Source organism: Denitratisoma sp. (genome assembly GCA_032027165.1).
Taxonomy (GTDB): domain Bacteria; phylum Pseudomonadota; class Gammaproteobacteria; order Burkholderiales; family Rhodocyclaceae; genus Desulfobacillus.
This window is the reverse complement of sequence record JAVSMO010000001.1, coordinates 734,911-757,902: the sequence shown is the minus strand read 5'-3', so window position 1 is coordinate 757,902 and position 22,992 is coordinate 734,911. Positions and strand designations below refer to the sequence as shown.

The 22,992-nt window shown below is 68.0% G+C and carries 25 protein-coding genes; 8 read left to right on the top strand and 17 right to left on the bottom strand.

Annotation, left to right across the window (positions count from 1 at the left end):
• Positions 1 to 66: 66 nt before the first annotated feature.
• The 4 genes from ROZ00_03670 to ROZ00_03655 all read right to left on the bottom strand — a co-directional run bounded on the left by ROZ00_03670 (position 67) and on the right by ROZ00_03655 (position 2,418).
• Entirely contained in the window at positions 67 to 321 is a 255-nt protein-coding gene (locus ROZ00_03670) for a hypothetical protein (GenBank protein ID MDT3735308.1), read from the bottom strand.
• Positions 322 to 482: 161 nt separating this feature from the next.
• Positions 483 to 1,589 (bottom strand): trypsin-like peptidase domain-containing protein, encoded by a 1,107-nt coding sequence (locus tag ROZ00_03665; GenBank protein ID MDT3735307.1) that lies wholly within the window; start codon positions 1,587 to 1,589, stop codon positions 483 to 485.
• Positions 1,590 to 1,664: 75 nt separating this feature from the next.
• The gene (locus ROZ00_03660) at positions 1,665 to 2,072 is read right to left on the bottom strand and encodes a tautomerase family protein (GenBank protein MDT3735306.1); all 408 of its coding nucleotides are present in this window, start codon (positions 2,070 to 2,072) and stop codon (positions 1,665 to 1,667) included.
• Between the two features lie 13 nt (positions 2,073 to 2,085).
• The gene (locus tag ROZ00_03655) at positions 2,086 to 2,418 is read right to left on the bottom strand and encodes a DUF2917 domain-containing protein (protein MDT3735305.1); all 333 of its coding nucleotides are present in this window, start codon (positions 2,416 to 2,418) and stop codon (positions 2,086 to 2,088) included.
• A gap of 118 nt (positions 2,419 to 2,536) precedes the next feature.
• Between ROZ00_03655 and ROZ00_03650 the strand changes: the two genes are divergently transcribed.
• The gene (locus ROZ00_03650) at positions 2,537 to 3,460 is read left to right on the top strand and encodes a LysR substrate-binding domain-containing protein (GenBank protein ID MDT3735304.1); all 924 of its coding nucleotides are present in this window, start codon (positions 2,537 to 2,539) and stop codon (positions 3,458 to 3,460) included.
• 1 nt (position 3,461) lies between these two features.
• On the opposite strand, the gene ROZ00_03645 is transcribed toward ROZ00_03650, so the two are convergent.
• Positions 3,462 to 4,316: a hypothetical protein gene (locus tag ROZ00_03645; protein MDT3735303.1), complete on the bottom strand. Its 855-nt coding sequence runs from the start codon at positions 4,314 to 4,316 to the stop codon at positions 3,462 to 3,464.
• A 44-nt stretch (positions 4,317 to 4,360) separates the two neighbouring features.
• On the bottom strand, positions 4,361 to 5,068 hold the full coding sequence (locus ROZ00_03640) for a BPTI/Kunitz domain-containing protein (protein ID MDT3735302.1): 708 nt from the start codon (positions 5,066 to 5,068) through the stop codon (positions 4,361 to 4,363).
• A gap of 122 nt (positions 5,069 to 5,190) precedes the next feature.
• On the opposite strand from ROZ00_03640, the gene ROZ00_03635 reads away from it, so the two are divergent.
• Positions 5,191 to 5,454 carry a hypothetical protein gene (locus ROZ00_03635; protein ID MDT3735301.1) on the top strand — a complete coding sequence of 88 codons (264 nt, stop codon included), beginning with the start codon at positions 5,191 to 5,193 and terminating at the stop codon, positions 5,452 to 5,454.
• On the opposite strand, the gene ROZ00_03630 is transcribed toward ROZ00_03635, so the two are convergent.
• The 4 genes from ROZ00_03630 to ROZ00_03615 all read right to left on the bottom strand — a co-directional run bounded on the left by ROZ00_03630 (position 5,437) and on the right by ROZ00_03615 (position 7,154).
• Positions 5,437 to 5,835 carry a hypothetical protein gene (locus ROZ00_03630; GenBank protein ID MDT3735300.1) on the bottom strand — a complete coding sequence of 133 codons (399 nt, stop codon included), beginning with the start codon at positions 5,833 to 5,835 and terminating at the stop codon, positions 5,437 to 5,439. The two genes, ROZ00_03635 and ROZ00_03630, sit on opposite strands and share 18 nt — an antisense overlap.
• Positions 5,836 to 5,893: 58 nt before the next feature.
• The gene (locus tag ROZ00_03625; GenBank protein ID MDT3735299.1) at positions 5,894 to 6,148 is read right to left on the bottom strand and encodes an ArsR family transcriptional regulator; all 255 of its coding nucleotides are present in this window, start codon (positions 6,146 to 6,148) and stop codon (positions 5,894 to 5,896) included.
• 38 nt (positions 6,149 to 6,186) lie between these two features.
• The gene (locus ROZ00_03620) at positions 6,187 to 6,399 is read right to left on the bottom strand and encodes a cold-shock protein (GenBank protein ID MDT3735298.1); all 213 of its coding nucleotides are present in this window, start codon (positions 6,397 to 6,399) and stop codon (positions 6,187 to 6,189) included.
• A 203-nt stretch (positions 6,400 to 6,602) separates the two neighbouring features.
• The gene (locus ROZ00_03615) at positions 6,603 to 7,154 is read right to left on the bottom strand and encodes a CDP-alcohol phosphatidyltransferase family protein (protein ID MDT3735297.1); all 552 of its coding nucleotides are present in this window, start codon (positions 7,152 to 7,154) and stop codon (positions 6,603 to 6,605) included.
• A gap of 74 nt (positions 7,155 to 7,228) precedes the next feature.
• Here ROZ00_03615 and hisG point away from each other — a divergent pair, with 74 nt between their 5' ends.
• From hisG to ROZ00_03595, 4 genes are all read left to right on the top strand, one after another.
• Complete coding sequence (gene hisG / locus ROZ00_03610; protein MDT3735296.1) at positions 7,229 to 8,113, top strand: ATP phosphoribosyltransferase; 885 nt, start codon at positions 7,229 to 7,231, stop codon at positions 8,111 to 8,113.
• Between the two features lie 22 nt (positions 8,114 to 8,135).
• Positions 8,136 to 9,527, top strand: a complete 1,392-nt coding sequence (locus tag ROZ00_03605; GenBank protein MDT3735295.1) for an HDOD domain-containing protein — start codon at positions 8,136 to 8,138, stop codon at positions 9,525 to 9,527.
• A gap of 62 nt (positions 9,528 to 9,589) precedes the next feature.
• Entirely contained in the window at positions 9,590 to 10,162 is a 573-nt protein-coding gene (locus tag ROZ00_03600) for a cytochrome b (protein MDT3735294.1), read from the top strand.
• Positions 10,163 to 10,196: 34 nt separating this feature from the next.
• Entirely contained in the window at positions 10,197 to 11,081 is an 885-nt protein-coding gene (locus tag ROZ00_03595; protein ID MDT3735293.1) for an MBL fold metallo-hydrolase, read from the top strand.
• A 21-nt stretch (positions 11,082 to 11,102) separates the two neighbouring features.
• Here the strand turns inward: ROZ00_03595 and ROZ00_03590 are convergent, their stop codons facing one another.
• The 4 genes from ROZ00_03590 to ROZ00_03575 form a co-directional block, all read right to left on the bottom strand.
• Positions 11,103 to 11,774 (bottom strand): EF-hand domain-containing protein, encoded by a 672-nt coding sequence (locus ROZ00_03590; protein MDT3735292.1) that lies wholly within the window; start codon positions 11,772 to 11,774, stop codon positions 11,103 to 11,105.
• A 227-nt stretch (positions 11,775 to 12,001) separates the two neighbouring features.
• Positions 12,002 to 13,453 (bottom strand): sensor domain-containing diguanylate cyclase, encoded by a 1,452-nt coding sequence (locus tag ROZ00_03585; GenBank protein MDT3735291.1) that lies wholly within the window; start codon positions 13,451 to 13,453, stop codon positions 12,002 to 12,004.
• 51 nt (positions 13,454 to 13,504) lie between these two features.
• Positions 13,505 to 16,948, bottom strand: coding sequence for a pyruvate carboxylase (locus tag ROZ00_03580; protein ID MDT3735290.1), 3,444 nt, complete (start codon positions 16,946 to 16,948; stop codon positions 13,505 to 13,507).
• A gap of 94 nt (positions 16,949 to 17,042) precedes the next feature.
• On the bottom strand, positions 17,043 to 18,140 hold the full coding sequence (locus tag ROZ00_03575; GenBank protein ID MDT3735289.1) for a polysaccharide pyruvyl transferase family protein: 1,098 nt from the start codon (positions 18,138 to 18,140) through the stop codon (positions 17,043 to 17,045).
• A gap of 64 nt (positions 18,141 to 18,204) precedes the next feature.
• Here ROZ00_03575 and ROZ00_03570 point away from each other — a divergent pair, with 64 nt between their 5' ends.
• Positions 18,205 to 19,353: a GGDEF domain-containing protein gene (locus ROZ00_03570; protein MDT3735288.1), complete on the top strand. Its 1,149-nt coding sequence runs from the start codon at positions 18,205 to 18,207 to the stop codon at positions 19,351 to 19,353.
• 4 nt (positions 19,354 to 19,357) lie between these two features.
• Here the strand turns inward: ROZ00_03570 and ROZ00_03565 are convergent, their stop codons facing one another.
• Entirely contained in the window at positions 19,358 to 19,672 is a 315-nt protein-coding gene (locus tag ROZ00_03565; protein MDT3735287.1) for a YkgJ family cysteine cluster protein, read from the bottom strand.
• A gap of 47 nt (positions 19,673 to 19,719) precedes the next feature.
• Here ROZ00_03565 and ROZ00_03560 point away from each other — a divergent pair, with 47 nt between their 5' ends.
• On the top strand, positions 19,720 to 21,156 hold the full coding sequence (locus tag ROZ00_03560; protein MDT3735286.1) for a caspase family protein: 1,437 nt from the start codon (positions 19,720 to 19,722) through the stop codon (positions 21,154 to 21,156).
• Here ROZ00_03560 and ROZ00_03555 read toward each other — a convergent pair.
• Together ROZ00_03555 and ROZ00_03550 are read right to left on the bottom strand one after the other, a co-directional pair.
• Positions 21,070 to 22,086, bottom strand: a complete 1,017-nt coding sequence (locus tag ROZ00_03555; protein ID MDT3735285.1) for a tRNA-dihydrouridine synthase — start codon at positions 22,084 to 22,086, stop codon at positions 21,070 to 21,072. The two genes, ROZ00_03560 and ROZ00_03555, sit on opposite strands and share 87 nt — an antisense overlap.
• A gap of 43 nt (positions 22,087 to 22,129) precedes the next feature.
• Positions 22,130 to 22,981, bottom strand: a complete 852-nt coding sequence (locus tag ROZ00_03550) for a 3-hydroxybutyryl-CoA dehydrogenase (protein MDT3735284.1) — start codon at positions 22,979 to 22,981, stop codon at positions 22,130 to 22,132.
• Between the last annotated feature and the right edge of the window lie 11 nt (positions 22,982 to 22,992).

Here is a 22,992-nt window from a genome sequence, read left to right as displayed (position 1 = left end):
AGCTTCTTCGCCGCGCACCAAAAAAACAGCCCCGCCATTCGGCGGGGCTGTTCATTTGAGGGCAATTCAGCAGCTTCGGCCGCGCCACTGCTCCGACTGCTTCATGGCCTCCGCATGCCGGGCCTTGACCTTGGCGCGATAGGGAATCTCGTACAGGAGGCAGGCGCCGATGAACACGGCCACACCCGCCAGCGCCTGATTGAATCCCATCGACACCAGCGCCTTGTAGGCCGGATAGGCCAGGCCGACCGAAGCCAGCAGCCAGATCAAACCCAGCAGCTTGCTGCCGGACCCGTCGGAATTCCTGTTGCCACCTGCCATCGCGTTCTCCTTTCCATGCGGAATGCAATACGTGAGGCCATTCATTGCAATCGCCATGCCCGAAATGCAGGCCACTGATTCATATGGGCTAAATAAAAGGCAGCGAAGCCGGCCTTGCCGAAGAGCGCCAGAATCCGACCAGAAACGGCAGCAGCCCGGAATCACTCTCCCTGCTGCAGGGTAACGGAAACTTCGACACTCCTGCCCTGACGCAGCAACGTCAGCCGGATGCGGTCCCCGGCCTTGAATTCATCCAGCCGCGCGGCGAACTTGCCGACGCTGTCGACAGGCTTGCCATCGACGGCGGTGATGATGTCGCCGGGCACGATGCCCTTGCGCGTCATGGTGACGCCCTGCAGCCCGACCGCGGCGGCGGGAGAGCCCTGCTTGACGCGCAGGACCGCCACGCCCTTCACCTCGAGCATGGCCGTCAGGCGCTGGTTGACGCCCTCGTCGAGCTCGATGCCCATGGTCGGGCGACTGTATCTGCCGTGGCGGATGAGCTGCGGCACGACGCGGTTGACGGTGTCCACCGGCACGGCGAAGCCGATGCCGGCACTCGCCCCGCTCGGGCTGTAGATCGCCGTGTTGATGCCGATCAGGCGGCCGGCGGAATCGAGCAGCGGCCCGCCCGAGTTGCCGGGATTGATCGCCGCGTCGGTCTGGATCAGGTGCTCGATGCTGAGGCCGGTGTCGCCCATCAGCGAACGGTCGAGCGCGGAAATGATGCCCTTGGTCAGCGTCCAGTCGAGGCCGAAGGGATTGCCGATGGCGTAGACGCTCTGGCCGACCCGCAGGTCGTGACTGGTGCCGAGCGGCACCGCCGCCGGAAGCCGGCGGCCGGCGCCGATCTTCAGCACGGCGATGTCGTGCGCCGGACTGACGCCGACCAGGCCGGCCTTGTGGTCGCTGCCGTCTGCAAGCTTTACCGTCGCTTCGCTGGCGCCCTGGATGACGTGGAAGTTGGTGACGACATGGCCGGCCTCGTCCCAGATGAAGCCGGAACCGGTGCCGCGCGGCACCGAGAACACGTTGCGTGTCCAGAAGTCGCGCACCTGCTCGCGCGTCGTGATGAAGACCACCGAGTCGCGCGCCTTCTCGAACAGTCCGATGACTGCCTTCTCCTCCGCCGAGAGATCGCCGCGCGGCGCGATCGGGCGCGGCTTGCCGTCCGCTGCGGCGGCGACAGGCGCGAAATGAGCGAAGCAGGCAAACAGCAGGACAATCGCGCAACTCGACATCGTGCCGAATCGTTGAAGATGGGGCATTGCAGGCATTCCTCTTCGTCGCTTGAGGGCAGCATTGTACCGTCGCTGCCACGCCCGGCTCCATCGCCCCCAGGGTTAGGCGGCAACTTCGACCTCTTGCGCGGCACGCGCTGCCTGCGTCCTTCCCTGATAGCCCCAGGCCTCCGCCGGAATCTCTCGCACGATGACGTAACTCGCCGCGTCGAGGCGGCCGAGGATGGCCTCGGCCGCGGCGAAGGCGGCAGCAACGAAGGCCGCCTTCTGCGCCGGCGTGTTCGTTCCCGCAGTGACGTTCGCCTCGAGGAAGAAGCTGCCTTCGCCGGCGACGTTGAGCGACTCGCCGCCTATGGTCCAGTGGCCCGTCGCGACGCATTGCACCACCGCCGCGGTCACCTCGCGCCGCTTGCCGAGGATCTCCACGGTGAGGTCGGTCATGCGCGCGGCGGTCTGCGCCACCTTCTCCGGCAGGCAGGGTGCGGAGAGGCGGATATCGAGGAAGGGCATGTCCCGGTCCTCCTCAGCGCAACAGCGCAGCCGGCAGGGAGGCCAGAGGCGCGTGACGCCAGCGCAGCAACTGCGACAGCAGTCCCTCGGCGCGCCCGCGCGATGCCTGGTCACACTTGCGCGTGACGACCAGCAACGAATCCTTCAGTGCCGACACCACCACTGGGGCGCGATCCTCCGCCAGCCAGCGCTGGCCAGGGCCGAGGATGATGTCCTCGGCGCGGCCGTCGACGGTGATCCACAACTCGCCGGAGCGGCAGGCCAGTTCCCGGCCCTCGATGCAGTCGAGGGCCAGCAGTTCGCCATCGGCCAGTTCGTAGCGGGTCTCTTGCACAATTCTCGCCATGATTTTATCCTCCATGCGTAACATGCATGGGCAAATGCCGTTGCACGTGCTGTCAGGATAGGCATCGACCATGTGATCCGCAAACGAGTAATCCGAATCCAATGCATGAATATTTCTCATGAATAAAGCCAGCCTGCCCTCCCTCGATCCGCTCAAGGGCTTCGAGGCCGCCGCGCGCCATCTGAGTTTCACCAAGGCTGCCGGCGAACTGTTCCTGACCCAGTCGGCGATCAGCCGGCAGATCCAGACGCTGGAGGAGCAGCTCGGCGTCAAGCTGTTCCGCCGCGAGGCGCGGCGCCTGAGCCTGACGCCGGAGGGCGAGGTGCTCGCGCGCGCCGTTGCCGAAACGCTCGAGCGCCTGGCCGAGGTCTGCGCCGGATTGAAGGCCGCGCAGCGGCGCCCGCGCGTGAACGTCTCGGCGGCTGTCGGCATCGCTTCGCTGTGGCTGGTGCCGCGGCTGGCGGCCTTCCAGGAACGGGAGCCGGACGTCGACGTGCGGCTCTCCGCCGACAACCGCATGGTGGACCTCGAGCGCGAGGACATCGACCTCGCCCTGCGCTACATCGCGCCGGAGACGGCGCCGGCCGGCGCCGCCCTGCTCTTCGAGGAGGAAGTGTTTCCCGTCGCCGCGCCGAAACTGGCGGCGAAGCTGCCCGCCGTGCTGCGGGCGGAGGATCTGGCCAAACTGACGCTGCTGGCCTTCGACAACGGACAGAAGGCGCCCTGGTTTGCATGGGAGCCGTGGCTCGTCGGCCTCGGGCTCGCGCATGCCAGGCCCAAGGCGGTGCTGCAGTTCAATCAGTACGATCAGATGATCCGCGCCGCCGAGGACGGCCGCGGCATCGCGCTCGGGCGCGGCCCGCTGGTGGCGAAGCTGATCGCGGCAAAGAAACTGAAGCCCCTGCGCGGCCCGCGCCAGCGCATCGCCGCGCGCGCCTACTTCCTGGTGAGGGCGCAGCGCGCCGTGCGGCCGGAGGTGGACCGCTTTGCCGACTGGCTGCTGGCCGAGGCGAAGAAGACGGAACGCGAAGCGAGCGCTTGAGTTAGGGCCGCGCCAGCCGCCTCAGCACCGCGTCATCGGGACGCTCGTGCGACAGAGCCGTCCACATCCGTTTCGCTTCTTCCGTCGCGCCGGCCTCGCGCAGCTGCGCGGCATACAGCACACGACGGGCAAACGGCGCATCCGCGCCGGGCTTGAGCCGGGCAAGGCGCTCCATCACCCCGGCGGGAGCGACGGAAAACGTCGCCGTGGCGGTCGCCAGCGGCTTGCCCGCCTGCATTGCCTCGACCTTCCAGGTGTAGCCGCTGCCCGGCGCCAGCCTGAGATCGGCCGGCAGCGCCGCTCGCGTCTCGCCGGTCGAGCCGGCCCAGCGCGTGGCGCCATCGGGTGCCATCACCGTCAGGATGTAGCGGCCGGCGCCCGGCACGGCGTTCCAGGCGAATGCCGGCATGTCCGTGATCACGGTGGTGTCCACAGGCGAAACCAGCCAGGACTCCTCCTCCAGGATCTCGCCCAATCCCGGGCGGCCAAGACCGACTTCCTTCATCACAACGGCGGCCTGCGCCACCCGGCTAGGCACCACCCGCACCGCAGGAAGATTCGCGACCGGCAGGGAAAGCACCTCGACCGCCTTGCCTCCTGCGCCCTCGATGCCCTCGGCGGTGACGACATATCTGCCGCCGTCCTTGAGCAGGAATTCCCGCCCGTTCTTCAGATGCACCAGCGCGACCCGCGCACCGGCCGCAACCGCCAGGCGCGCGCCTTCCGGAATCTCCGCCAGCGTGTTCACGGCGCCCTGTCCTTCGACCTCCGCCCTGCCGACCACCTCGGTCACCAGCAGTCCGGCGGATGCGGCGCGCGCCATCAATGCCAGCGCCACCGCAGCCCACCACCTCATGCCTGCTTTTCCTTGCCGCATCGTCCGATGCCCCTCGTATTCCTTCAGGAGAATTTCAGCCACGCCCTCGCCGTGCCGACCACCCGCCAGCCGTCGGGTGCCGCCTCGAGGAGCACATACGTGCCCGCATCGTAGAACGCCTCCTGGTTGATATAGGTGTAGGCGACGACGAGCAGTGCGCGCCGCCCCGCCTTGTCGAACCCGACGCGGGACACTCTCAGGATCTCCAGTTCTCCGCCCAGGCGTGAAGGTTTCCAATCCTTCACCGCCATGGGCGGCCGCACGAGTGCGGCAGACAACTCGTCCTGCAGTGCCCGCTTCCGGTTGAAATCCTCGACCAGCCCGGCATCGACCTGCAGGCCCAGCCTGGCCAGGTAGCTCACCTTGCCGGCATCCAAAGGCTCCACGGCGATGGTGGCACGGCCGACGGCGCGGGCAGGCGCCGCCACGTCGAACAGCCGGTTCGCATCCCCGAGCACCGTATTGTAGATCTCGTACTCCTCGCGTCCGGGCCTGTCTTTCAGGCACTCTCGCTCGCAGTCGGCCTGCGTCTCGAAAGGCACGACGCCGCCGCACCCCCCGTAAAAGAATTCACGGCATTGCCCGTGGGCGGCATCGAAGAAGAAGTGGGAGAAACGTCCTTTGCACTGCCCCGACTCGGGCTTGAGGCCGCATCGATCTTCGGCGCCTAGGGCAGACAGGGAAGCAAGTGCCAGCAGGCACGCAAACTGGCGAAACCTGGATTTGACCATCGCGGCACCCGCCCGTACAGGCAGGTTCTCCTTCTGTAAATTGCAAGAGCCGGTATTATTCCGCACCGGCGTCCCGGATGGTGGGACGTCCGGATGAAAACCGCAGCCCCGGCGACCCCCTCATGAAAATTGCCCCCTCCTCGGCCAGCGCACTGACCTGGCTCTCAATCATTCTCCTGATTGCCGGCGGCAGCATCGGCTCGCCGGCCGGAAGGCTGTTCTGTCTGGTCCTGGCGGGGCTGCTTGCGGCCATCCCCTGCGCCTTCGCCACCGGAAAGAGAAGGCTCTTCGCCGGCTTCGTCCTCGGCATCGCCGTCGTCGCCGGCTATGTCAGCTACGCCGAAGGCGATGCCTCCTACGAAGCGTATCTACGGCAGCAGCGATAACGCAGCCTCGATTTCGTCGAGCGCCCCGGCCTTTTCCGCGCTGCGCTGCCCGTCCCGCAGCCGCAGCCATGCCTTCAAGGCCTGGGTTTCCTCGCGCGACAGCTTTTTCGCCGAGGCGATCATGGCGCCGCGCTTGTCGGGGCGTCCCCACCAGGCGATGGCAGATTCCTGCCAGTTCGCGACATGCGATTCCTTTGCATCGGGAAATCGGGAAGGAACCCGCAACAGCTCGACCATCGCCTCGGGCGTGCCGGCGATGATGCGGTTGTGGACCATGGACATTCCGGACGGCCGTCCGGAGAAAAACGCATCTGCGCCGTCCTTGCAGCCGACCAGCGGCAGCGCCATGGCCACAACAATCGGCAAATAGCGGCGATGCATGCTACGGGATGTGCAGGTAGCGACCGTCGGCCTTTCCTCTCGGGCAGGCTTCGGGAAACTACTTCCTGACGGGCGTGGCCTTGGGTTTCCTGCCCGGGATGGCCGGGGGAATATAGCCGGATACCCGGCAAAGCATGGCTTCGATTTCCTTGCCGTTCTTGAAGCGGATCGAACGGCATACGATGACATCCCCGCGCGCAGACAAGTGGGACACCGCCTGGCGCACGTTCTCAAGCGACATTCCGGTTGACGCGGCGATCTCCCAGTCGAGCTGTTCGCCGTGACGCTTAAGACATTCCAGGATTCCATTCATCGGAAAATCTCCTTATTCCGCAAGGGTATCGCGACCGATTACAGCGCCTTCAGGTTGACGGCGGCAACCTTGCCGTTTTTGCCGGTCTCGACTTCAAACGACAGTCGCTGGTTCTCGGCAAGTGTCGCCAGACCGGCGCGTTCGACCGCCGAGATGTGCACGAAGACATCCTTGGAACCGTCCTGGGGCGTGATGAAGCCGAAGCCTTTGGCGGGGTTGAAAAACTTGACGGTACCTGTGATAGCCATGATATTCCTGTATTGAATCAATGAGTAAAGCCACTCGCGATATTGCGCGCAGCATCAAATGACCCATCGGAGAAAATCGCAGAAGCCCCCGGGACGGGAGCCGATAGAGCTTGCCAGGAACCACTCGACCGCCCAATTTTGGACGCTATGGCCCGGAATGACAAGCTTTTTCTTCAGGTCGCAACCAATGGCCGGGCGATGCGGATTCAGCCGGCGCGCCGCCCATCCTCGATCGCCTTCCTCCGCCAGACCCAGACATAGTGGGCACCGGAGATGAGAACCGACGCAAACAGCAGGATGAAGAGCGGCATCAGCCAGACCTCGGCATCGACCACCTGCCCCGCCTGCGCCATGGCCAGGGCGAGGACGCCGAACTCGAGGAAGGTGTTGGCCTTCGACAGGCGCGTCGGCGCCATCTCGATGTGTCCGACGACGAAGCGGTAAGCCACCGCGCCGGCAACGATGATGGCGTCGCGCATGACGATCACCACCGCCAGCCAGATCGGCAGCATGCCCTGCGCCGACAGCAGGATGGCAACGATCATCATGGTCATCTTGTCGGCGATCGGGTCGAGCACGGCGCCGAGCTGCGACATCTGGTTGAGCCGCCGGGCGAGGAAGCCGTCGAGCCAATCGCCGATAGCCGCAGCCATGAAGACGGCGAAGGCAAGCTTGTAGTCGTGGTCGAGCAGGAGGAAGGCCACCACCGGGATCAGCAGCACGCGGGCGATGGTGATGAGGTTGGGCAGGGTGAACATGACGGGGCAATGATGCACCGGGATAACCCTACAGGCAACGATGATACGATGGCGGCTTCGACCTGGAGAAGGAAATGACCGCCACCGCTCCCCGCCTGCGCCTCGGCATCCCCAAGGGCAGCCTGCAGGACACAACACAGAAGCTGTTCCAGCGCGCCGGCTTCGACCTGCGCATTTCCGGCCGCTCCTACTACCCGGACATCGACGATCCGGAAATCGAATGCATCCTCATCCGTCCGCAGGAGATGGCGCGCTACGTCGAGCAGGGCGTGCTCGACTGCGCCATCACCGGCTTGGACTGGATGCTGGAGACCGGCGCCGACGTCGAGGAACTGGCCGACCTGCGCGCGCCCTGGCCCAACTACGGCACGGTGCGCTGGGTGATGGCCTCCAAGGAAGGCTCGCCCTTCGACAGCGTCAAGGACCTCGAGGGCCGCCACATCGCCACCGAGGCGGTCGGCATGACGAAGCGCTTCCTCGCCGAGCACGGCGTGACTGCGAGCGTGGAATTCTCCTGGGGCGCCACCGAGGTGAAGCCGCCGATCCTCGCCGACGCCATCGTGGACGTCTCCGAGACCGGCTCCTCGCTGCGCGCCAACCAGCTGCGCGTGATGCACGTCGTGCTGGAGAGCACGCCGCGCTTCATCGCCAACCGCGCGGCGGCGCGGGACGCCTGGAAGCGCGCCAAGATCGACCGCATGCTGATGTTGCTGAAGGGCGCCATCGCCGCCGCCACGCGCGTACTGCTGGCGATGAACGTGCCGAAGGACCGCGTCGACGCCGTGCTCCAGATCCTGCCGGCGCTGGCCACGCCGACGGTATCCACGCTGTCCGATCCCGCCTGGGTGGACCTCAGCACGGTGGTTGCCGAGAAGCAGGTGCGCGAGCTGATCCCGAAGCTCTACGCGGCCGGCGCGCGCGGCATCATCGAGCTGCCGATCAACAAGATCATCGAATAACAAGTGGCACAGGGAGAAAACGGTGTTCGGCAAGCTGTTCAAACTGTTCGGCGGCGGGAGCCAGGCAGGCGCGCCGGTGGAGGTGCCTTCGGATTTCGATCGCCTCAACGAGCTTGCGCCGCTCAAGGCGAAAGCACCCGATCTGGCGGCGGACAGACGCAGCTTCGTCTGTCGCGAAGCGGTCCTCGACCGGCAGGAAAAGATCGCCGGCTACGAGTTCTCCCTGCCTGAGCGCCTGCAGTCTCGCCTGCATGAGAAAAGCCAGCTGCTGCACCGCATCTACGACGACGCGCTGCTGCGGAATATCGCGCTGCACGACATCCAGAACCTGCTCGGCAACCGCATCGCCTTCGTGCACCTCTCCCCGGCTTCGCTCCTCAATCCGCTGATCGACCGGCTGTCCCCAGCCAACACGGTGCTGGTCCTCGACAGCGGCGACACTCCGGAGTTGCCGGCGGACCTGGCCGGGGCGCTGGCAAGGCAAAGGCAGCGCGGCGCCAGGATCGGCTGGCTCCTGCGTGCGCCGCAGACGCCCGTCTCCCCGCTCATGGCCGACGCCGACATGCTGCAGGTCGACGCCCTCGCCTTCGACGGACTGCAGATCCGCAGCGTCATGCGCGATCTCTCCGGGATGCGCACGGCCGGGCTGCCAAAGGCCGCCTTCATCGCCCGCAACCTGCTGACCTTCGACGACTTCAACCTCTGCTTCAACGGCGGCTTCGACTACTTCCAGGGGCCCTTCGTCACCAGCCGGGAAAACTGGCGGGCGCCGAAGAGCGACGTCGACCGCCTGCACTTCATCACGCTGCTCAACCTGGTGCGCCAGGGGGCGGAGTACGACGTCATCGCCGACCACATGCGCCAGGAGCCGGTCATGACCTTCAAGCTCCTGCGCTACCTCAACTCGCCCCTGCTCGGCCTGCAGCAGAAGATCGCGTCGGTCTCGCAGGCGCTGCTCATCATCGGCCGCGACAAGTTCTACCGCTGGCTGTCCCTGCTGCTGTTCAGCGTGCGCGACCAGGGCTACCGGGAACGCATCCTCGCCGAACAGGCCCTGACGCGCGGCCGCTTCCTCGAAAGCCTGTCCGGCCAGGGCGCCATACCGCCCGTGGCCAACGACCTGTTCCTGCTCGGCCTGTTTTCCCTGCTCGACGTGCTGCTCGGCCAGCCGCTGGCCGAGATCGTCGCCCGCGTCCAGCTGCCCGAACCGGTGCGGGACGCCCTGCTCGGGCAACCCTCGGCCTGGCGCGACACCCTTGAACTGGCGATGGCCTACGAGAGCAACGACGAGGCGCGGCTGGGCGAGGCCGCCGCCCGCTGCGGGATCGATGCCGGCCAGGTGACCGAGGCCGCCCTTGAGGCGCTGGGCTGGACGCGGGAAATCACCTCGATGGAGGAGAGCGAGGCCGGCTGATTAAGGCTGCCTTAAGGCGCGGCGCCCAGGATTGCCTGCGACATCTTTCGCAGGAGAAAAGCATGGCCCTGAAAAACGACAGCAGCCGCTACGGCACCGTCTCGCGCGTCCTGCACTGGGGCATCGCCGCCCTGGTCATCGCGATCATCGTCTTCGTCGAACTGCACGAGTTCTTCCCGAAGGACAGCAGCGAACGCAAGGGACTGATGATGCTGCACATCCAGATCGGCATGCTGCTGTTCGGCCTGGCCGCGCTGCGCCTGGCCTGGCGCGCGGCGAATCCGCCGCCGGCGATCGCCCCGGCGCCGCAGGCCTGGGAAGCCCGCCTGGCGGCCCTGATGCACGTGGCGCTCTACGCCTCGATGCTGGCCCTGCCGGTGCTCGGCGTCGCCATGGCGCAGGCCGGCGGCAAGCCGCTCGCCTTTCTCGGCACGCCGCTGCCGGTGTTCCTGGCCGAGAACAAGGCCCTCGGCAAGACGCTCAAGGAGGCGCACGAGGTCGTCGGCAACATCGCGATCGGGCTGATCGCCTTCCACGCCGTCGCCGCCTTCTGGCACCACTTCGTCAAGGGCGACAACACGCTGGCGCGCATGCTGCCGGATTGGCTCGCAGGCGTGCGCCCGGCTGCGCGATAATGGCGGCCTCGCCATTGCCGCCGCGCACGCTCGAATGCCCGAAAGAAGCTTTGGACCGATCCGCCTGATTCCCGGCGCCAACAAGGGCCGCTACCCGCATTCGAATTCCGTCTACGTCGAGGGCGCCGGCATCCTGATCGATGCCGGCGCCGACGAGGCGCGCTACCGGGAGCTGCTGGCCGGGCCCGGCGTGAAGGAGGTCTGGCTGTCGCACTGGCACGAGGACCACCTCACCTACCTCGACCTGTTCGACGGCCTGCCGCTGCGGCAGATGGCGGTCGAGGCCGAGCCGCTCGCCGACCTGGAGGCCTTCCTCGACTGGTACGGCATCGGCAAGGAGGAATACCGCGATTACTGGCGCCGTATCCTGCCGACTGACTTTCATTTCAAGCCGCGCAAGGCGACGAAATACTTCGCGCCCGGCGAGGTCATCGACCTCGGTACGTGCACTGCCGAGGCGATCCACGCCCCCGGCCACACGCCGGGCTTCACCGCCTTCTTTTTCCGCGAGCCGGAAGTGCTGTATCTCGGCGACTACGACCTGACGCGCTTCGGCCCCTGGTACGGCGACCGCGACGGCTCCATCGACGACACCATCGCCTCGGTGCGCCGACTGCAGCAGGTGCCGGCGAAGGCTTGGCTGACCAGCCACGAGGATGGCTGCTTCGAGGGGGACATCGCGGCGGCCTGCGACGCCTACCTTGCCGTCATCGACGAGCGCGAGGCCAAGCTGCTGGATTTTCTTTCCGCGCCGCGCACGCTGGAGGACATCGTCGCCGCCTGCATCGTCTACCGCAAGCCGCGCGAGCCGAAGGCCTTCTTCGAGTGGGGCGAAGGCGCCATCATGGGCAAGCACCTGGAGCGGCTGATGCAGCGCGGCACGGTCGCGCTGGAAGGCGGCCGCTACCGGCGGCTGTAGCTCGGCCCGAAGGCCGAGCTGCTAGCCGAGGACCGAGAGGCCCGAGGCGGCGGTGTTGTTGCCGTCGTTGTTGGCACCGGCGGTGGTGGTGGAGCCCTGGACGACGCCGTAGGCTTGCATCAGCCGCACGACCTGCAGCATCATCTCCACGTTCCGGTTGTCCGCTGCGGCGCTGCGGACGGCCGCAGCGGGATCGGCGGCATTGCCCCGCGCGAAGGCCCGCGCCTCCCTCACGCTGACCCGTCCGTCGCCGTTGGCATCCGCCCGGTCGAAATTGCTGACGAGGTTCGACAACTGGCCGGTCAGCTCGTCCCGGGTGAAGCCCGCATCGGCCGGCGGCCGCGGCAGGGCGTCCTCGCCGTGCAGGCGCAGGCGCATGTAATGCTGGTCGAGCTGGTCGGCCAGTCGGTTGATCGAACCCGAGAACTCGCTCTGCGTGAGCTTGCCGTCCCCGTCGGCATCGAGCTTCGAGAAGAGCCGATCGGAGCTGCCCGTGGCGTCCGCCCTGATCCTGTCGAAGGCCGACTGCAGGTCGGCGCTGCCGATCTCGCCCCGGCCCAACTCGTCCAGCTTGGCAAACAGCTTGTCCGCCGCCTGCTGCGGCTGCGCCGCCTGCGCCGGCTCGGACGGGCTGAACGCCCGTGCAATCGACACCACCGATGAGATGAGCCCGATAATTGCGCCAATCGCCATGATCCGTCCTCCTGCCTGATGTTCGCGCCCGATCGTGGGCATGCGAAGCTTTCACAGCAAGATCCCGGCCAGCATCGCTGGCGCATTGATTTTCAAGCAGAAAGAAAAACGGCGGGGGCGGACGGCCTGCAAGGCTTGCCGCCCGTCGCAAGCCGCCGGCGGCAAATCCTGCCGCCGCCCCCTGCGAAAGTCAGTCCCGGCGGGACGGCGCGGACGCGCCTCGAAGCCTAGGCCACATCCACCCGGTTGCGTCCGCCATGCTTGGCGGCATACAGCGCCTCGTCGGCGCGGCCGATCAGGCGATCCATCGATTCCTTGCCGTCGAACTGGCTGACGCCGACGCTGATCGTCACGGGAATCGCCAGCTTGTCCGCGGCGACGGGCGATGCGGCGACGGCCTGGCGCAGGTCCTCGGCGATGCGGCGCGCCTCGTCGAGCTCGCAGCCCTTGAGCAGGAGCAGGAACTCCTCGCCGCCCCAGCGCACGGCGAGGTCGGAGGCGCGCAGCCGCCGCTGCAGCACCTGGGCCACGGCCTCCAGCACCGCATCCCCCGCCAGGTGGCCATGGCGGTCGTTGATCTCCTTGAAGCGGTCGATGTCGGCCAGCAGCACGGCGATCGGCCTCGGCTCGCGGCGATGCTCGGCCAGCAGCTTGACGGCGAGGATGGCGAAGGCGTGGCGGTTGAGCAGTCCCGTCAGCTTGTCGGTCGAGGCCATCTCCTCGAGGCGGCTCTGATAGCGGGCCAGGGCGAGATGGGTGAGGAACACCACCACCAGCGTCACCGCCAGGCTGATGGACAGGTTGACGAACAGCGTGCGGCGGATGCCGGCCAGGGCGGCCGACTCGTTCTGCTCGACGAAGAGGTACCACTTCAGCTCCGGCAGGTAGTTGAAGTGCAGGATGTGGCTGTCGCCGCCGGCCTCGAACTGGCGCGAGCCGCGCGGTTCTCGCAGGATGCCGTCGATGAGCGGCCCGAGGCCGGGCGCGGCATGCAGGTCGGCGCCCCGGCCGGCGCGGCCGGCGCCGAGCTGGACGACGCGCCCCTGCGCATCGACGAAATAGATGGTGCGCCGGAAGCGCTCCTGGTATTCGGCGATGAGCCGGCTGACGGCATCGACCGTCAGGCCGATGCCGGTGGCGCCTAGGTAGTCGCCCTTGAAGTCGAAGACGCGGTAGTTGATGAAGATGGTCAGGGCGTCGGCGTTCGCCATGTCCGGATCGACGTTGATCTCGTAGTCCTCCTTCATCCCGCGCACGCGGTAGTACCAGGCGTCGCGCGGCTCGTCGGGCCGGACCCGCTTGAGGACGCCCTCTCCGGTGTAGTAGAGGCCGCTCTTCTCCGAGACGAAGAAGCTGCTGAAGGCGCCGTAGCGGCGCCGCACCTCCATCAGGTAGCGCGACATCTCGCCGACATTCCTCTCGCCGCGCAGCACCCAGTCGCGCAGGAAGGTGTCGTGCGCCATGGTCGAAGAGATCAGCACCGGCCGCACCAGATCCTTCTGGATCTCCGAATAGATGTTGCTCGAGGTGAGCGGCAGGTCCTGCTCGATGATGGCGTCGCGGATGGCCTCCTTCGAGACGAAGTAGCCGATCAGGGTGGTAGTGAAGAAACCGGCGAACAGCAGCAGCGCCAGCAGCGCCAGCAAGCTGCGGCGGTCGAATATGCGTGGATGAGCCATGGCGGAATTTTAAGCCATCCCGGTCCGGCCTGCCGTCTCGGCGAAGCGGCCTCAGGCGTACTCGAGCAGCAGGTCCTTGGCGTTCACCGCCTCGCCCGGCTTGACGTGGATGGCGGCCACCACGCCGTCGCGCTCGGCGGCCAGCATGGACTCCATCTTCATCGCCTCGATCGACACCAGCGGGTCGCCCTTGGCCACCTTCTGCCCGGCCTGCACGGCAACGGTGACCACCGTGCCGGGCATCGGCGCGCCGACGTGGCGCGCGTTGCCTTCCTCGGCGCGCGGATGCTGCTTCAGCGCCGCCATGCCGGCCTTGGCGATGCGCGCGGTGCGCGGCTGGCCGTTCAGCTCGAAGGCGACCTTGACGTGGCCCTCCTCGTCCGGCCCGCTCATGCCCTGCTGGCTGACGATGAGGGTCTTGCCGCGGTCGATCTCGACGGCGATCTCCTCGCGCTCGCGCAGGCCGTAGAAGAAGGCGGGGGTGGGCAGCACCGAGACGTCGCCGAAGTGGCTGCGGTGCGCGGCGTAGTCCTTGAACACCTTCGGGTACATGAGGTAGGAGGCGAGGTCGGTGTCGCTCACCTTGCGGTTCACCGCCGCCTCCGCCTCGGCGCGCTTGGCCTCGAGGTCCACCGCCGGCAGGAAGTCGCCGGCGCGGCCCGGCAGCGGCTTCTCGCCGCGCAGCACCTTCTTCTGCAGTTCGGCCGGGAAGCCGTCGGGCGGGTAGCCCAATTCACCCTTCATCAGCGAGACCACCGACTCGGGGAAGGCGACCTCGCGATCGGGGTCTTTCACCTGTTCGGGCGTCAGGTCGTTGGCGACCATGAACAGCGCCATGTCGCCGACCACCTTGGAGGTCGGCGTCACCTTGACGATGTCGCCGAACAGCAGGTTCACCTCGGCGTAGGCCTTCGACACCTCGGCCCAACGGTGCTCGAGGCCCATGGCGCGGGCCTGTTCGCGCAGGTTGGTGTACTGGCCGCCGGGCATTTCGTGGCGGTAGACGTCGGCGGTGCCGGAACGGATGTCCGCCTCGAAGGGCGCGTAGCTGCGGCGCACGCCCTCCCAGTAGAGCGAGATCGCCTGCATGGCGTCGAGGTCCACGCCGGGGTCGCGCGGCGCGCCCTGCAAGGCCGCGGCGATCGAGCCGAGGTTGGGCTGCGAGGTGAGCCCGCTCATGGCATCGAGTGCGCCGTCGACGGCGTCGACGCCCGCGTCCACCGCCGCCAGCACGCTCGCCGCGCTGATGCCGCTGGTGTCGTGGGTGTGGAAGTGGATGGGCAGGCCGACCTCCTGCTTGAGGGCCCGCACCAGCTCGCGCGCCGCGCGCGGGCGGCAGACGCCGGCCATGTCCTTGATGCCGAGGATGTGGGCGCCGGCCTTTTCCAGCTGCTTGGCCAGGCCGACGTAGTACTTCAGGTCGTACTTCGGCCGCGCCGGGTCGAAGAGGTCGCCGGTGTAGCAGATCGCCGCCTCGCACAGGGCGCCGCTCTCGCGCACCGCGTCCATCGCCACGCGCATGTTGTCCACCCAGTTGAGCGAGTCGAAGACGCGGAAGACGTCCACGCCCTCCTTGGCCGCCTGCTGCACGAAGTAGCGCACGACGTTGTCGGAATAGTTGGTGTAGCCGACCGCATTCGAGGCGCGCAGCAGCATCTGGAACAGCACGTTGGGAATCGCCGCGCGCAATTGCGCCAGGCGCGCCCAGGGGTCCTCCTTGAGGAAGCGCAGCGCCACGTCGAAGGTCGCCCCGCCCCAGCACTCCAGCGAAAACAGGTCCGGCAGCATGCGCGCGTAGTGCGGCGCGATCTCCAGCATGTCGTGCGTGCGCATGCGCGTGGCGAAGAGCGACTGGTGGGCGTCGCGCATCGTCGTGTCGGTGAGCAGCACGCGCGATTCGTTCTTCATCCACTCGGCGAACTTCTCCGGGCCCATCTGCTTGAGGCGGTCGCGCGTGCCGGGCGGCGGCGCCTGCGTCAGGTCGCAGCGCGGCTTGAGGGGTTTCGACAAGGGCAGATGCGGCAAGGCCCGGCCCTTCATCTCCGGATTGCCGTTCACCGCCACCTCGCCGAGGAACTTCAGCAGCTTGCTGCCGCGGTCGCGCCGGCGCTGGAAGGTGAACAGCTCCGGCGTGGTGTCGATGAAGCGCGTGGTGCACTCGCCCGAGCGGAACAGCGGATGGTCGATGACGTTCTCGAGGAACTGCAGGTTGCTCGCCACGCCGCGGATGCGGAACTCGCGCAGCGCCCGGTCCATGCGGGCGATGGCCTCGTCGGGCGTGTGGCCCCAGGCCGTCACCTTCACCAGCAGCGAGTCGTAGTACGGCGTGATCACCGCGCCGCCGTAGGCCGTGCCGCCGTCCAGGCGCAGGCCGAAGCCGGCCGCACTGCGGTACACGCTGATGCGGCCGTAGTCGGGCGTGAAGCCGTTCTCCGGGTCCTCGGTGGTGACGCGGCACTGCAGGGCATGGCCGTGCAGTTTTATGTCTTCCTGGCGCGGCACGTAGGCATCGGCGTCACCGATCCGCGCACCCTCGGAGATGCGGATCTGCGCCTTGACGATGTCGACCCCGGTCACCTCCTCGGTGACGGTATGCTCGACCTGGATGCGCGGGTTCACCTCGATGAAGTAGAAATCGTTGGTGTCGGCATCCATGAGGAACTCGACGGTGCCGGCGTGGGTGTAGTGCGCGGCGCGGGCGAGCTTGAGGGCGGCGGCGCACAGCTCTGCGCGGCGCGACTCCTCCAGGTAGGGCGCCGGCGCGCGTTCCACCACTTTCTGGTTGCGCCGCTGCACCGAGCAGTCGCGCTCGTAGGCGTGCACCAGGTTGCCGTGGGTGTCGCCGATCACCTGCACCTCGACGTGGCGCGCGCGGCGCACCAGCTTCTCGAGATAGACCTCGTCGTTGCCGAAGGCGGCCTTGGCCTCGCGCCGGGCGACCTCCATTGCCGGGCCGAGGTCGGCCTCGGTCTCCACCACCCGCATGCCGCGCCCGCCGCCGCCCCAGCTCGCCTTGAGCATGAGGGGATAGCCGACCGCCGCCGCCAGTTTCTGCGCGCCGGGGAGGTCCTGCGGCAGCGCGCCGGTCGCCGGCACCACCGGCACGCCGGCCTTCTCCGCCAGTTCGCGCGCCGACACCTTGTTGCCGAGCAGGCGCATCACTTCCGGCTTCGGGCCGATGAAGACGATGCCGGCCGCGGCACACGCCTCGGCGAAGTCCGGGTTCTCGGAAAGAAAGCCGTAGCCGGGGTGAATGGCGTCGACATGGGCTTCCTTGGCGACGCGGATGATGTCGTCGATGTCGAGGTAGGCCTGGATCGGCTTCTTGCCGGTGCCGACCAGATAGGATTCGTCCGCCTTGAAGCGGTGCAGCGCGAAGCGGTCCTCGTTCGAATAGATGGCCACCGTGCGGATGCCCATTTCCGAGGCCGCGCGCATGACGCGGATGGCGATTTCGCTGCGGTTGGCGACGAGGAGGCTGCGGATTTTCTTCATGGCTAAACTAAGACGACGGGCGAAAAAAACGGGCCGGCGGCCCGTATCGCGTGCGAGTCTATCCCATCAAGGCACACCGCAGCATTCAGGGTTTTTATGTATTCCCAAAGACCGATTTAAGCATGACCGCCCAGGCCGCGCGGAAAGCCCCGACCGTGTCGCGCCCGGCCCAGGTCTCGCGCCAAGCCGCCACCTTCTGCCCGACCGGCACGATCTCCTCCAGGACCGGCACGCCGAAGGCTTCCGCCACGATGCGGCCGTGCAGGCTGCTGCCGGCGAAACCCGCGCTCGCGGCGATCAGGGCGCAGGTGTCCCAGATGTCGAGGGATTCGAACAGCCGCGCACCGGGCAGCCGCGCCGCCGCCCGCCGATAGACCTCGAGATCGTCGTGCCAGGGCGCGGCGCCGGCGCGGAAGAAGACGATGCCCCGGCCCGCCGCTTCCCGCGCCAGCCCGCCGACGACGCATGCCAGCGTGGCGTCGTCGCCGAGCGAAGCGGCGAACTGCACGGCCAGATAGCCCCGCGGAAAAGCCGCGCGCAGGATGGCGGCTTCTCCAGCCTCCGCCCGCGCGCGGATGCGCGCGCCGAACAACTCCGCCGTCAGCACCGCCGGGTCTGGCATCGGCGTCGCCGCAATGCCGGCGGCGGACAGATGCGCCAAAGTCAGGCGGTCGCGCACGCCGACCCAGGCCGCCGCGCGCAGCTTGCCCAGCACCTCCCCGCGCAAGGCTGGATCGCGCCGGTCGAGATCGACGCCGCCGACGCCGAGGAAGATCCGCGCGCCGTCTCGCGGGGACTGACTTTTTCCCAGGCAGTAGGGGGCGTAGTCCCACAGTCCGAGGGTGCGCCGCGCCCAGTCGAAACGCTGCGGCCTGCCGTCGTACTGCGCGATCACGCCCGGCGCCTGCTCCGGCGGCAGCAGCATCACCGCCGCCTCCCAGGCGTCGCAGGCGAACAACTCGCCGCCGGCGTGGATCACCGGTGCATCGGGAAACTCGCGCAACACCTCGCCGATGGCGCGCACGCGGTGGCCGCCGAACGGCGTCAGGTCGCGCGCCGCCAGCCCGGCGACGACGACTCCGCGCGGCGCCAGCAACGCTTCGGCGAGGTGCGGGAACAGCAGGTCGCCGAGGTTGTGGCGGTCGCAGGCGCCGAAGAGGATGAGCAGGTCGGCGGGAGGGGGCGGGGACATGGCAGGAGGGATTCTATAGAATGAACGGCGGCTCGCTCATGCCGGAGCCTTTCCGGCAACAACAATGCAACTCGACATCCGCACCCTGACGTTCACGCTGCAGCTGTTCGCGCTGGTCTTCGCCGTCGGCATGTTCCTGGTGCAGCGCGGCCAGCCGGCCATGCGCGGCCTGCGCTGGTGGGCGGCGGCCTATGCCGCGGCCGGCCTCGGCTTCCTGCTGCTGGCGCTGCGCGGGGCCATCCCGGATTTCCTCTCGGTCGTCGTCGCCAGCGCCCTGCTGCTGGCGTCCCTGTGCTTTTTCCGCGAGGGCGCCGTCCGCTTCCGCCGCCTGCCGCGCCGCCTGCCCTGGCTCGGCGCAGCGCTGCTGGTACTGCTCGTGCCGACCCTGCTGTACTACCTCTACGTCGTACCGAGCGTGACGAACCGGATCATTGCGGTGACGCTCATCAATGCGGTTCCGGCCGCCCTGACGGCCTGGCTGCTGGCGAAGGACGTGCCGAGCCGCCTGCGGCCCTCGCACTGGTTCACCGCCGCCGCCTTCGGCCAGATGGTGATCGTCTCGGCCGTGCGCGTCGCCCACACCCTGAACCATCCCCCCGACAACCTCATGACGGCCGGCCCGGTGCATGCCTTGTACCTGCTGTCCGTCCTGCTCCTGATGGTGATGTCCATCTTCGGCTGCATCTGGATGCTCACCATGCACCAGGAGATCGAGCTGGAGCGCCAGGCGCGGACCGACCCGCTGACCGGAGCGATGAACCGCCTGGCCCTGGCGGAAAGCATCGCCCGCGAAATGGCGCGCGCGCAGCGCAACAATCGTTCATTGTCGCTGCTGATGTTCGACCTCGATTTCTTCAAGCAATTGAACGACCGGCTCGGCCACCAAGCCGGCGATGCGGCGCTGAAGAACGTCGCCGCCGCCACGCATCGCCATCTGCGCGCCAGCGACCTGCTGGCGCGCTACGGCGGCGAGGAGTTCGTCGCCGTCCTGCCGGACACCGACAAGGCCCGCGCCATCGAAACCGCCGAGCGCCTGCGCCAGGAAATCGAATCGCTGGGCATTCCCTGCGGAAACGGTGCGGCGCTGACCGCCAGCTACGGCGCCGCCACCTATCCTGCCGACGGCGACGATTTCGACAGCCTGGTCGCCAGCGCCGACGCCGCGCTCTACAACGCCAAGCAGGCCGGCCGCAACCGCGTCGTCGCAGCCTGAGCGCTCAATACGCCAGCGGCGGCAGGCCGTGTTTTCGCCGCGCCCGGTTGCAGGCGTCCGAGCCGGGCTCCAATTCCTGGCAGGGCCCCGGCCGGCGTTCATAGATTCCGCATCGCACCGAGCGGCCGATCTCACCCTCGAGCGCCACGCAGCGCGGCGGAAAGTCGTCGCTGCCGCGCATCCGCACCAGGTTCGCCGTCAGCGGAAAAGTCAGTCCTGCCGGCACGGCGCCGCCCGGCGCGGTGTCGAGGTCGAGGCGGTGGAAGTCGACGCGGTAGGCGGCGCAGCAGGCGCCGCAGGCGGTGCAGGGGTTCGTCATCGGTCGGGACTATAATTCAAAATCAAGCCCGATCAATCCGCACCGCCATGCCATCCGCCCGCATTTGCCGATCCTTCTCCCTTGCCCTGCTGGCGGCGTTCGCCCTGTGCGGCGCGGCGCTCGCCCAGGACACGGATCAATTCGGCCTGCCGAAGCAGCCGGAGATTCCCGATCATGTCGAATCGGCGGAGCCGCCGAAAGACATTGCCGAGTCCGGCGCCGAGGCGGTGACGGCGACCCTGCCGGCCAAGAACGAGTGGACCAGTTCCGGCGTGCGCCTGCGCAAGGGCGTCAAGTACCGCATCACCGCCAGCGGCGAATGGCACATGGGCGGCTTCTGCCAACGCTCCGGCCCGAGCGGGGTGGGATCGAACACGCCGCTGTGCTTCTCCTTCATCCCGCCCTTCATCCTGCCGCAGCACCAGATCGGCACCCTGCTCGGCAAGATCGGCCAGGACGGACGGCCTTTCGCCATCGGCGAATCGCTCGAGTTCGAGGCCGAGCGCGACGGTACCCTCTACCTGCGCAGCAACGACCCGAAGGGCCTCACCAACGACAATTCCGGCACCGTCACGGCGAAGGTCGCCCTCGCCGCGCCGCCGGCGCCTCCTGCCCCTCCCATAGCCGCGGCACCCCCGGCATCCGCTCGCCAGAACGGCGCGGCGGCGCCCGCCGCGCCCCTGCCGCCCCTGTCTTCGGCCAGCACCCAGCACTGGGCGGTGGTGATCGGCGTCTCGGCCTATGCCGACAGCCGCATCCCCGCCCTGCGCTATGCCGCCAAGGACGCCCGCGCCCTGCACGACTGGCTGGTGTCGCCGACGGGCGGCCGCTATGCGCCCTCGCGCGTGAAGCTGCTGCTCGACCGCGACGCCACCGCCGCCGCCATCAAGGAGGCGCTGTACACCTGGCTGCGCCAGACCATCGAGGAGGACGTGGTGGTGATCTACTTCGCCGGCCACGGTTCGCCGGACTCGCCCGACACGCCGCAGAACCTCTACCTGCTGCCCTACGACACGCGCTACGACGCCATCGCGTCGACGGGCTTTCCGATGTGGGACGTGGAGACGGCACTGAAGCGCTTCATCAAGGCGCGGCGCGTGGTGGTGCTGGCCGACGCCTGCCATTCCGGCGGCGTCGGCGCCACCTTCGACGTGGCGCGGCGTGCGCTGGGCGACGTCCAGCCCAACCGCATCTCCTCGGGTTTGCAGAACCTCGCCAGCGTCGGCGCCGGCATCGCCGTGATCTCCGCCTCGGACGATCGCCAGCTCTCGGCCGAGAGCGCCAAGTTCGGCGGCGGCCACGGCGTGTTCACGCATTACCTTCTGGAAGGCCTCAAGGGCGAGGCGGACTACAACCGGGACAGCCGCGTCACCCTCGGCGAGCTGATCCCCTACCTCTCAGAGCACGTGCGCCGCGAGACCCTCAACGCGCAGAGCCCGACGGTGGCCGGCCGCTTCGACCCTGCCCTCTCGCTCGGCCGCTAGGACGCGGCCGATTTCCATCACGTCGTTCGTCTCGCGCACGCGGCGCCAGAGCGCTTCCGCCCCTGCGTAGTTCCGCCGCAGCAGGCCGAGCCACTGCTTGAGCCGACCCGGGGCATGGCGCGGCGCCACCTTCGCTTGCACCTGCGTCCAGAAGTCGGCGAGAACCGGCTGCAATTCGCGCCAGTCGGATGCGTCCGGTTGCTCCGGGCGCAGGCCGCGAATTCGCCCGGCGAGAAACGGATCGGCCACCGCGCCGCGGCCGAGCATGACGTCTTCGCAGCCGGTCGCGGCGCGGATGGCGCGCCAGCCGGCGACGTCCCATACCTCGCCGTTGGCGATCACCGGCAGCGCCACCGCCTCGCGGATGCGCGCCACCCACTCCCAGCGCACCTGCGGCCGGTAGCCGTCGGCCCTGGTGCGGGCATGCACCACCAGCTCCTGCGCGCCGCCGGCTTCCAGCGCCCGCGCGCAGTCGAGGGCGAGCGCCGTGTCGTCGTTGCCGAGGCGCATCTTGGCGCTGACAGTCAGTCCCGGCGGCACGGCGGACCGCACCGCAGCGGCGATGCGGTGGAGCAGCTCCGGCTCGTCGAGCAGCGCCGCGCCGCCGCGATGGCGGTTCACCAGCGGCGCCGGGCAGCCGAAGTTGAGGTCGATGCCGGCCGGCGCGAGTTCGGCCAGGCGCGCCGCGTTCTCGGCGAGGCAGGCGGGGTCGGAGCCCATCAGCTGCACCCGCACCGGCGTGCCGGCGGCGGTGCGTGCACCTTCGAGCAGCTCCGGGCTGACGCGGGTGAAGCACTTCCTCGGCAGCAGGGTGCCGGTGACGCGCACGAACTCGGTGACGCACCAGTCGTAGCGCCCGGCGCGCGTCAGCACGCCGCGCAGGATCTCGTCGGCGAGGCCCTCCATGGGGGCGAGGATGAGGCGGGACATGGGGTTTGCCCCCTCCCCGCCGGGGAGAGGGCCAAGGTGACAATCAGGCGTAGGTGAAGAAGCCCTTGCCTGTCTTGCGGCCGAGGTAGCCGGCCTCGACCATCTCGACCAGCAGCGGTGCTGGACGGTACTTCGGGTCCTTGAAGCCCTCGAACAGCACGTTCATCACCGCCAGCTGCACGTCGAGGCCGATCAAGTCGCACAGGGCGAGCGGGCCGATCGGGTGGTTGGCGCCGAGCTTCATCGCCTCGTCGATCTGGGCGGCGGTGGCGAGCCCCTCGCCCAGCGCGAAGATCGCCTCGTTGATCATCGGGCAGAGCATGCGGTTCACCACGAAGCCCGGGCTGTTCCTCACCTGCACCGGCGTCTTGCCGACGGCTTTCGAGACTTCCTCGACCGCCGCGTAGGTGGCGTCCGAGGTCTGCAGGCCGCGGATCAGCTCGACCAGCGCCATCAGCGGCACCGGGTTGAAGAAGTGCATGCCGATCACCTTGTCGGCGCGCTTCGTCGACGCCGCGAGCCTGGTGATGGAGATCGACGAGGTATTGCTGGCGATGACGGCGTCGGCCTTCGCCAGCTCGTCGAGCTGTTTGAAGATCTTCAGCTTCAGCTCGAGGTTCTCGGTGGCGGCCTCGATGATGAGGTCCGCATCCTTCAGGGCGGCGAGATCCGTCGCCGTCTTGATGCGGCCCAGCGCCGCGGCCTTCTGCTCCGCCGTCATCTTCTCCTTCTTGATGAGGCGGTCGTAGCTGCCGGAGATGGTATTCATGGCGCGGTCGAGCGCGGCCTGCGCCACGTCGCTCATGACCACGTCGAAGCCCGCCTGGGCGAAAGCCTGGGCGATGCCGTTGCCCATGGTGCCGGCGCCGACGACGCCGATTTTCCTGAAAGCCATATTCATCCTCT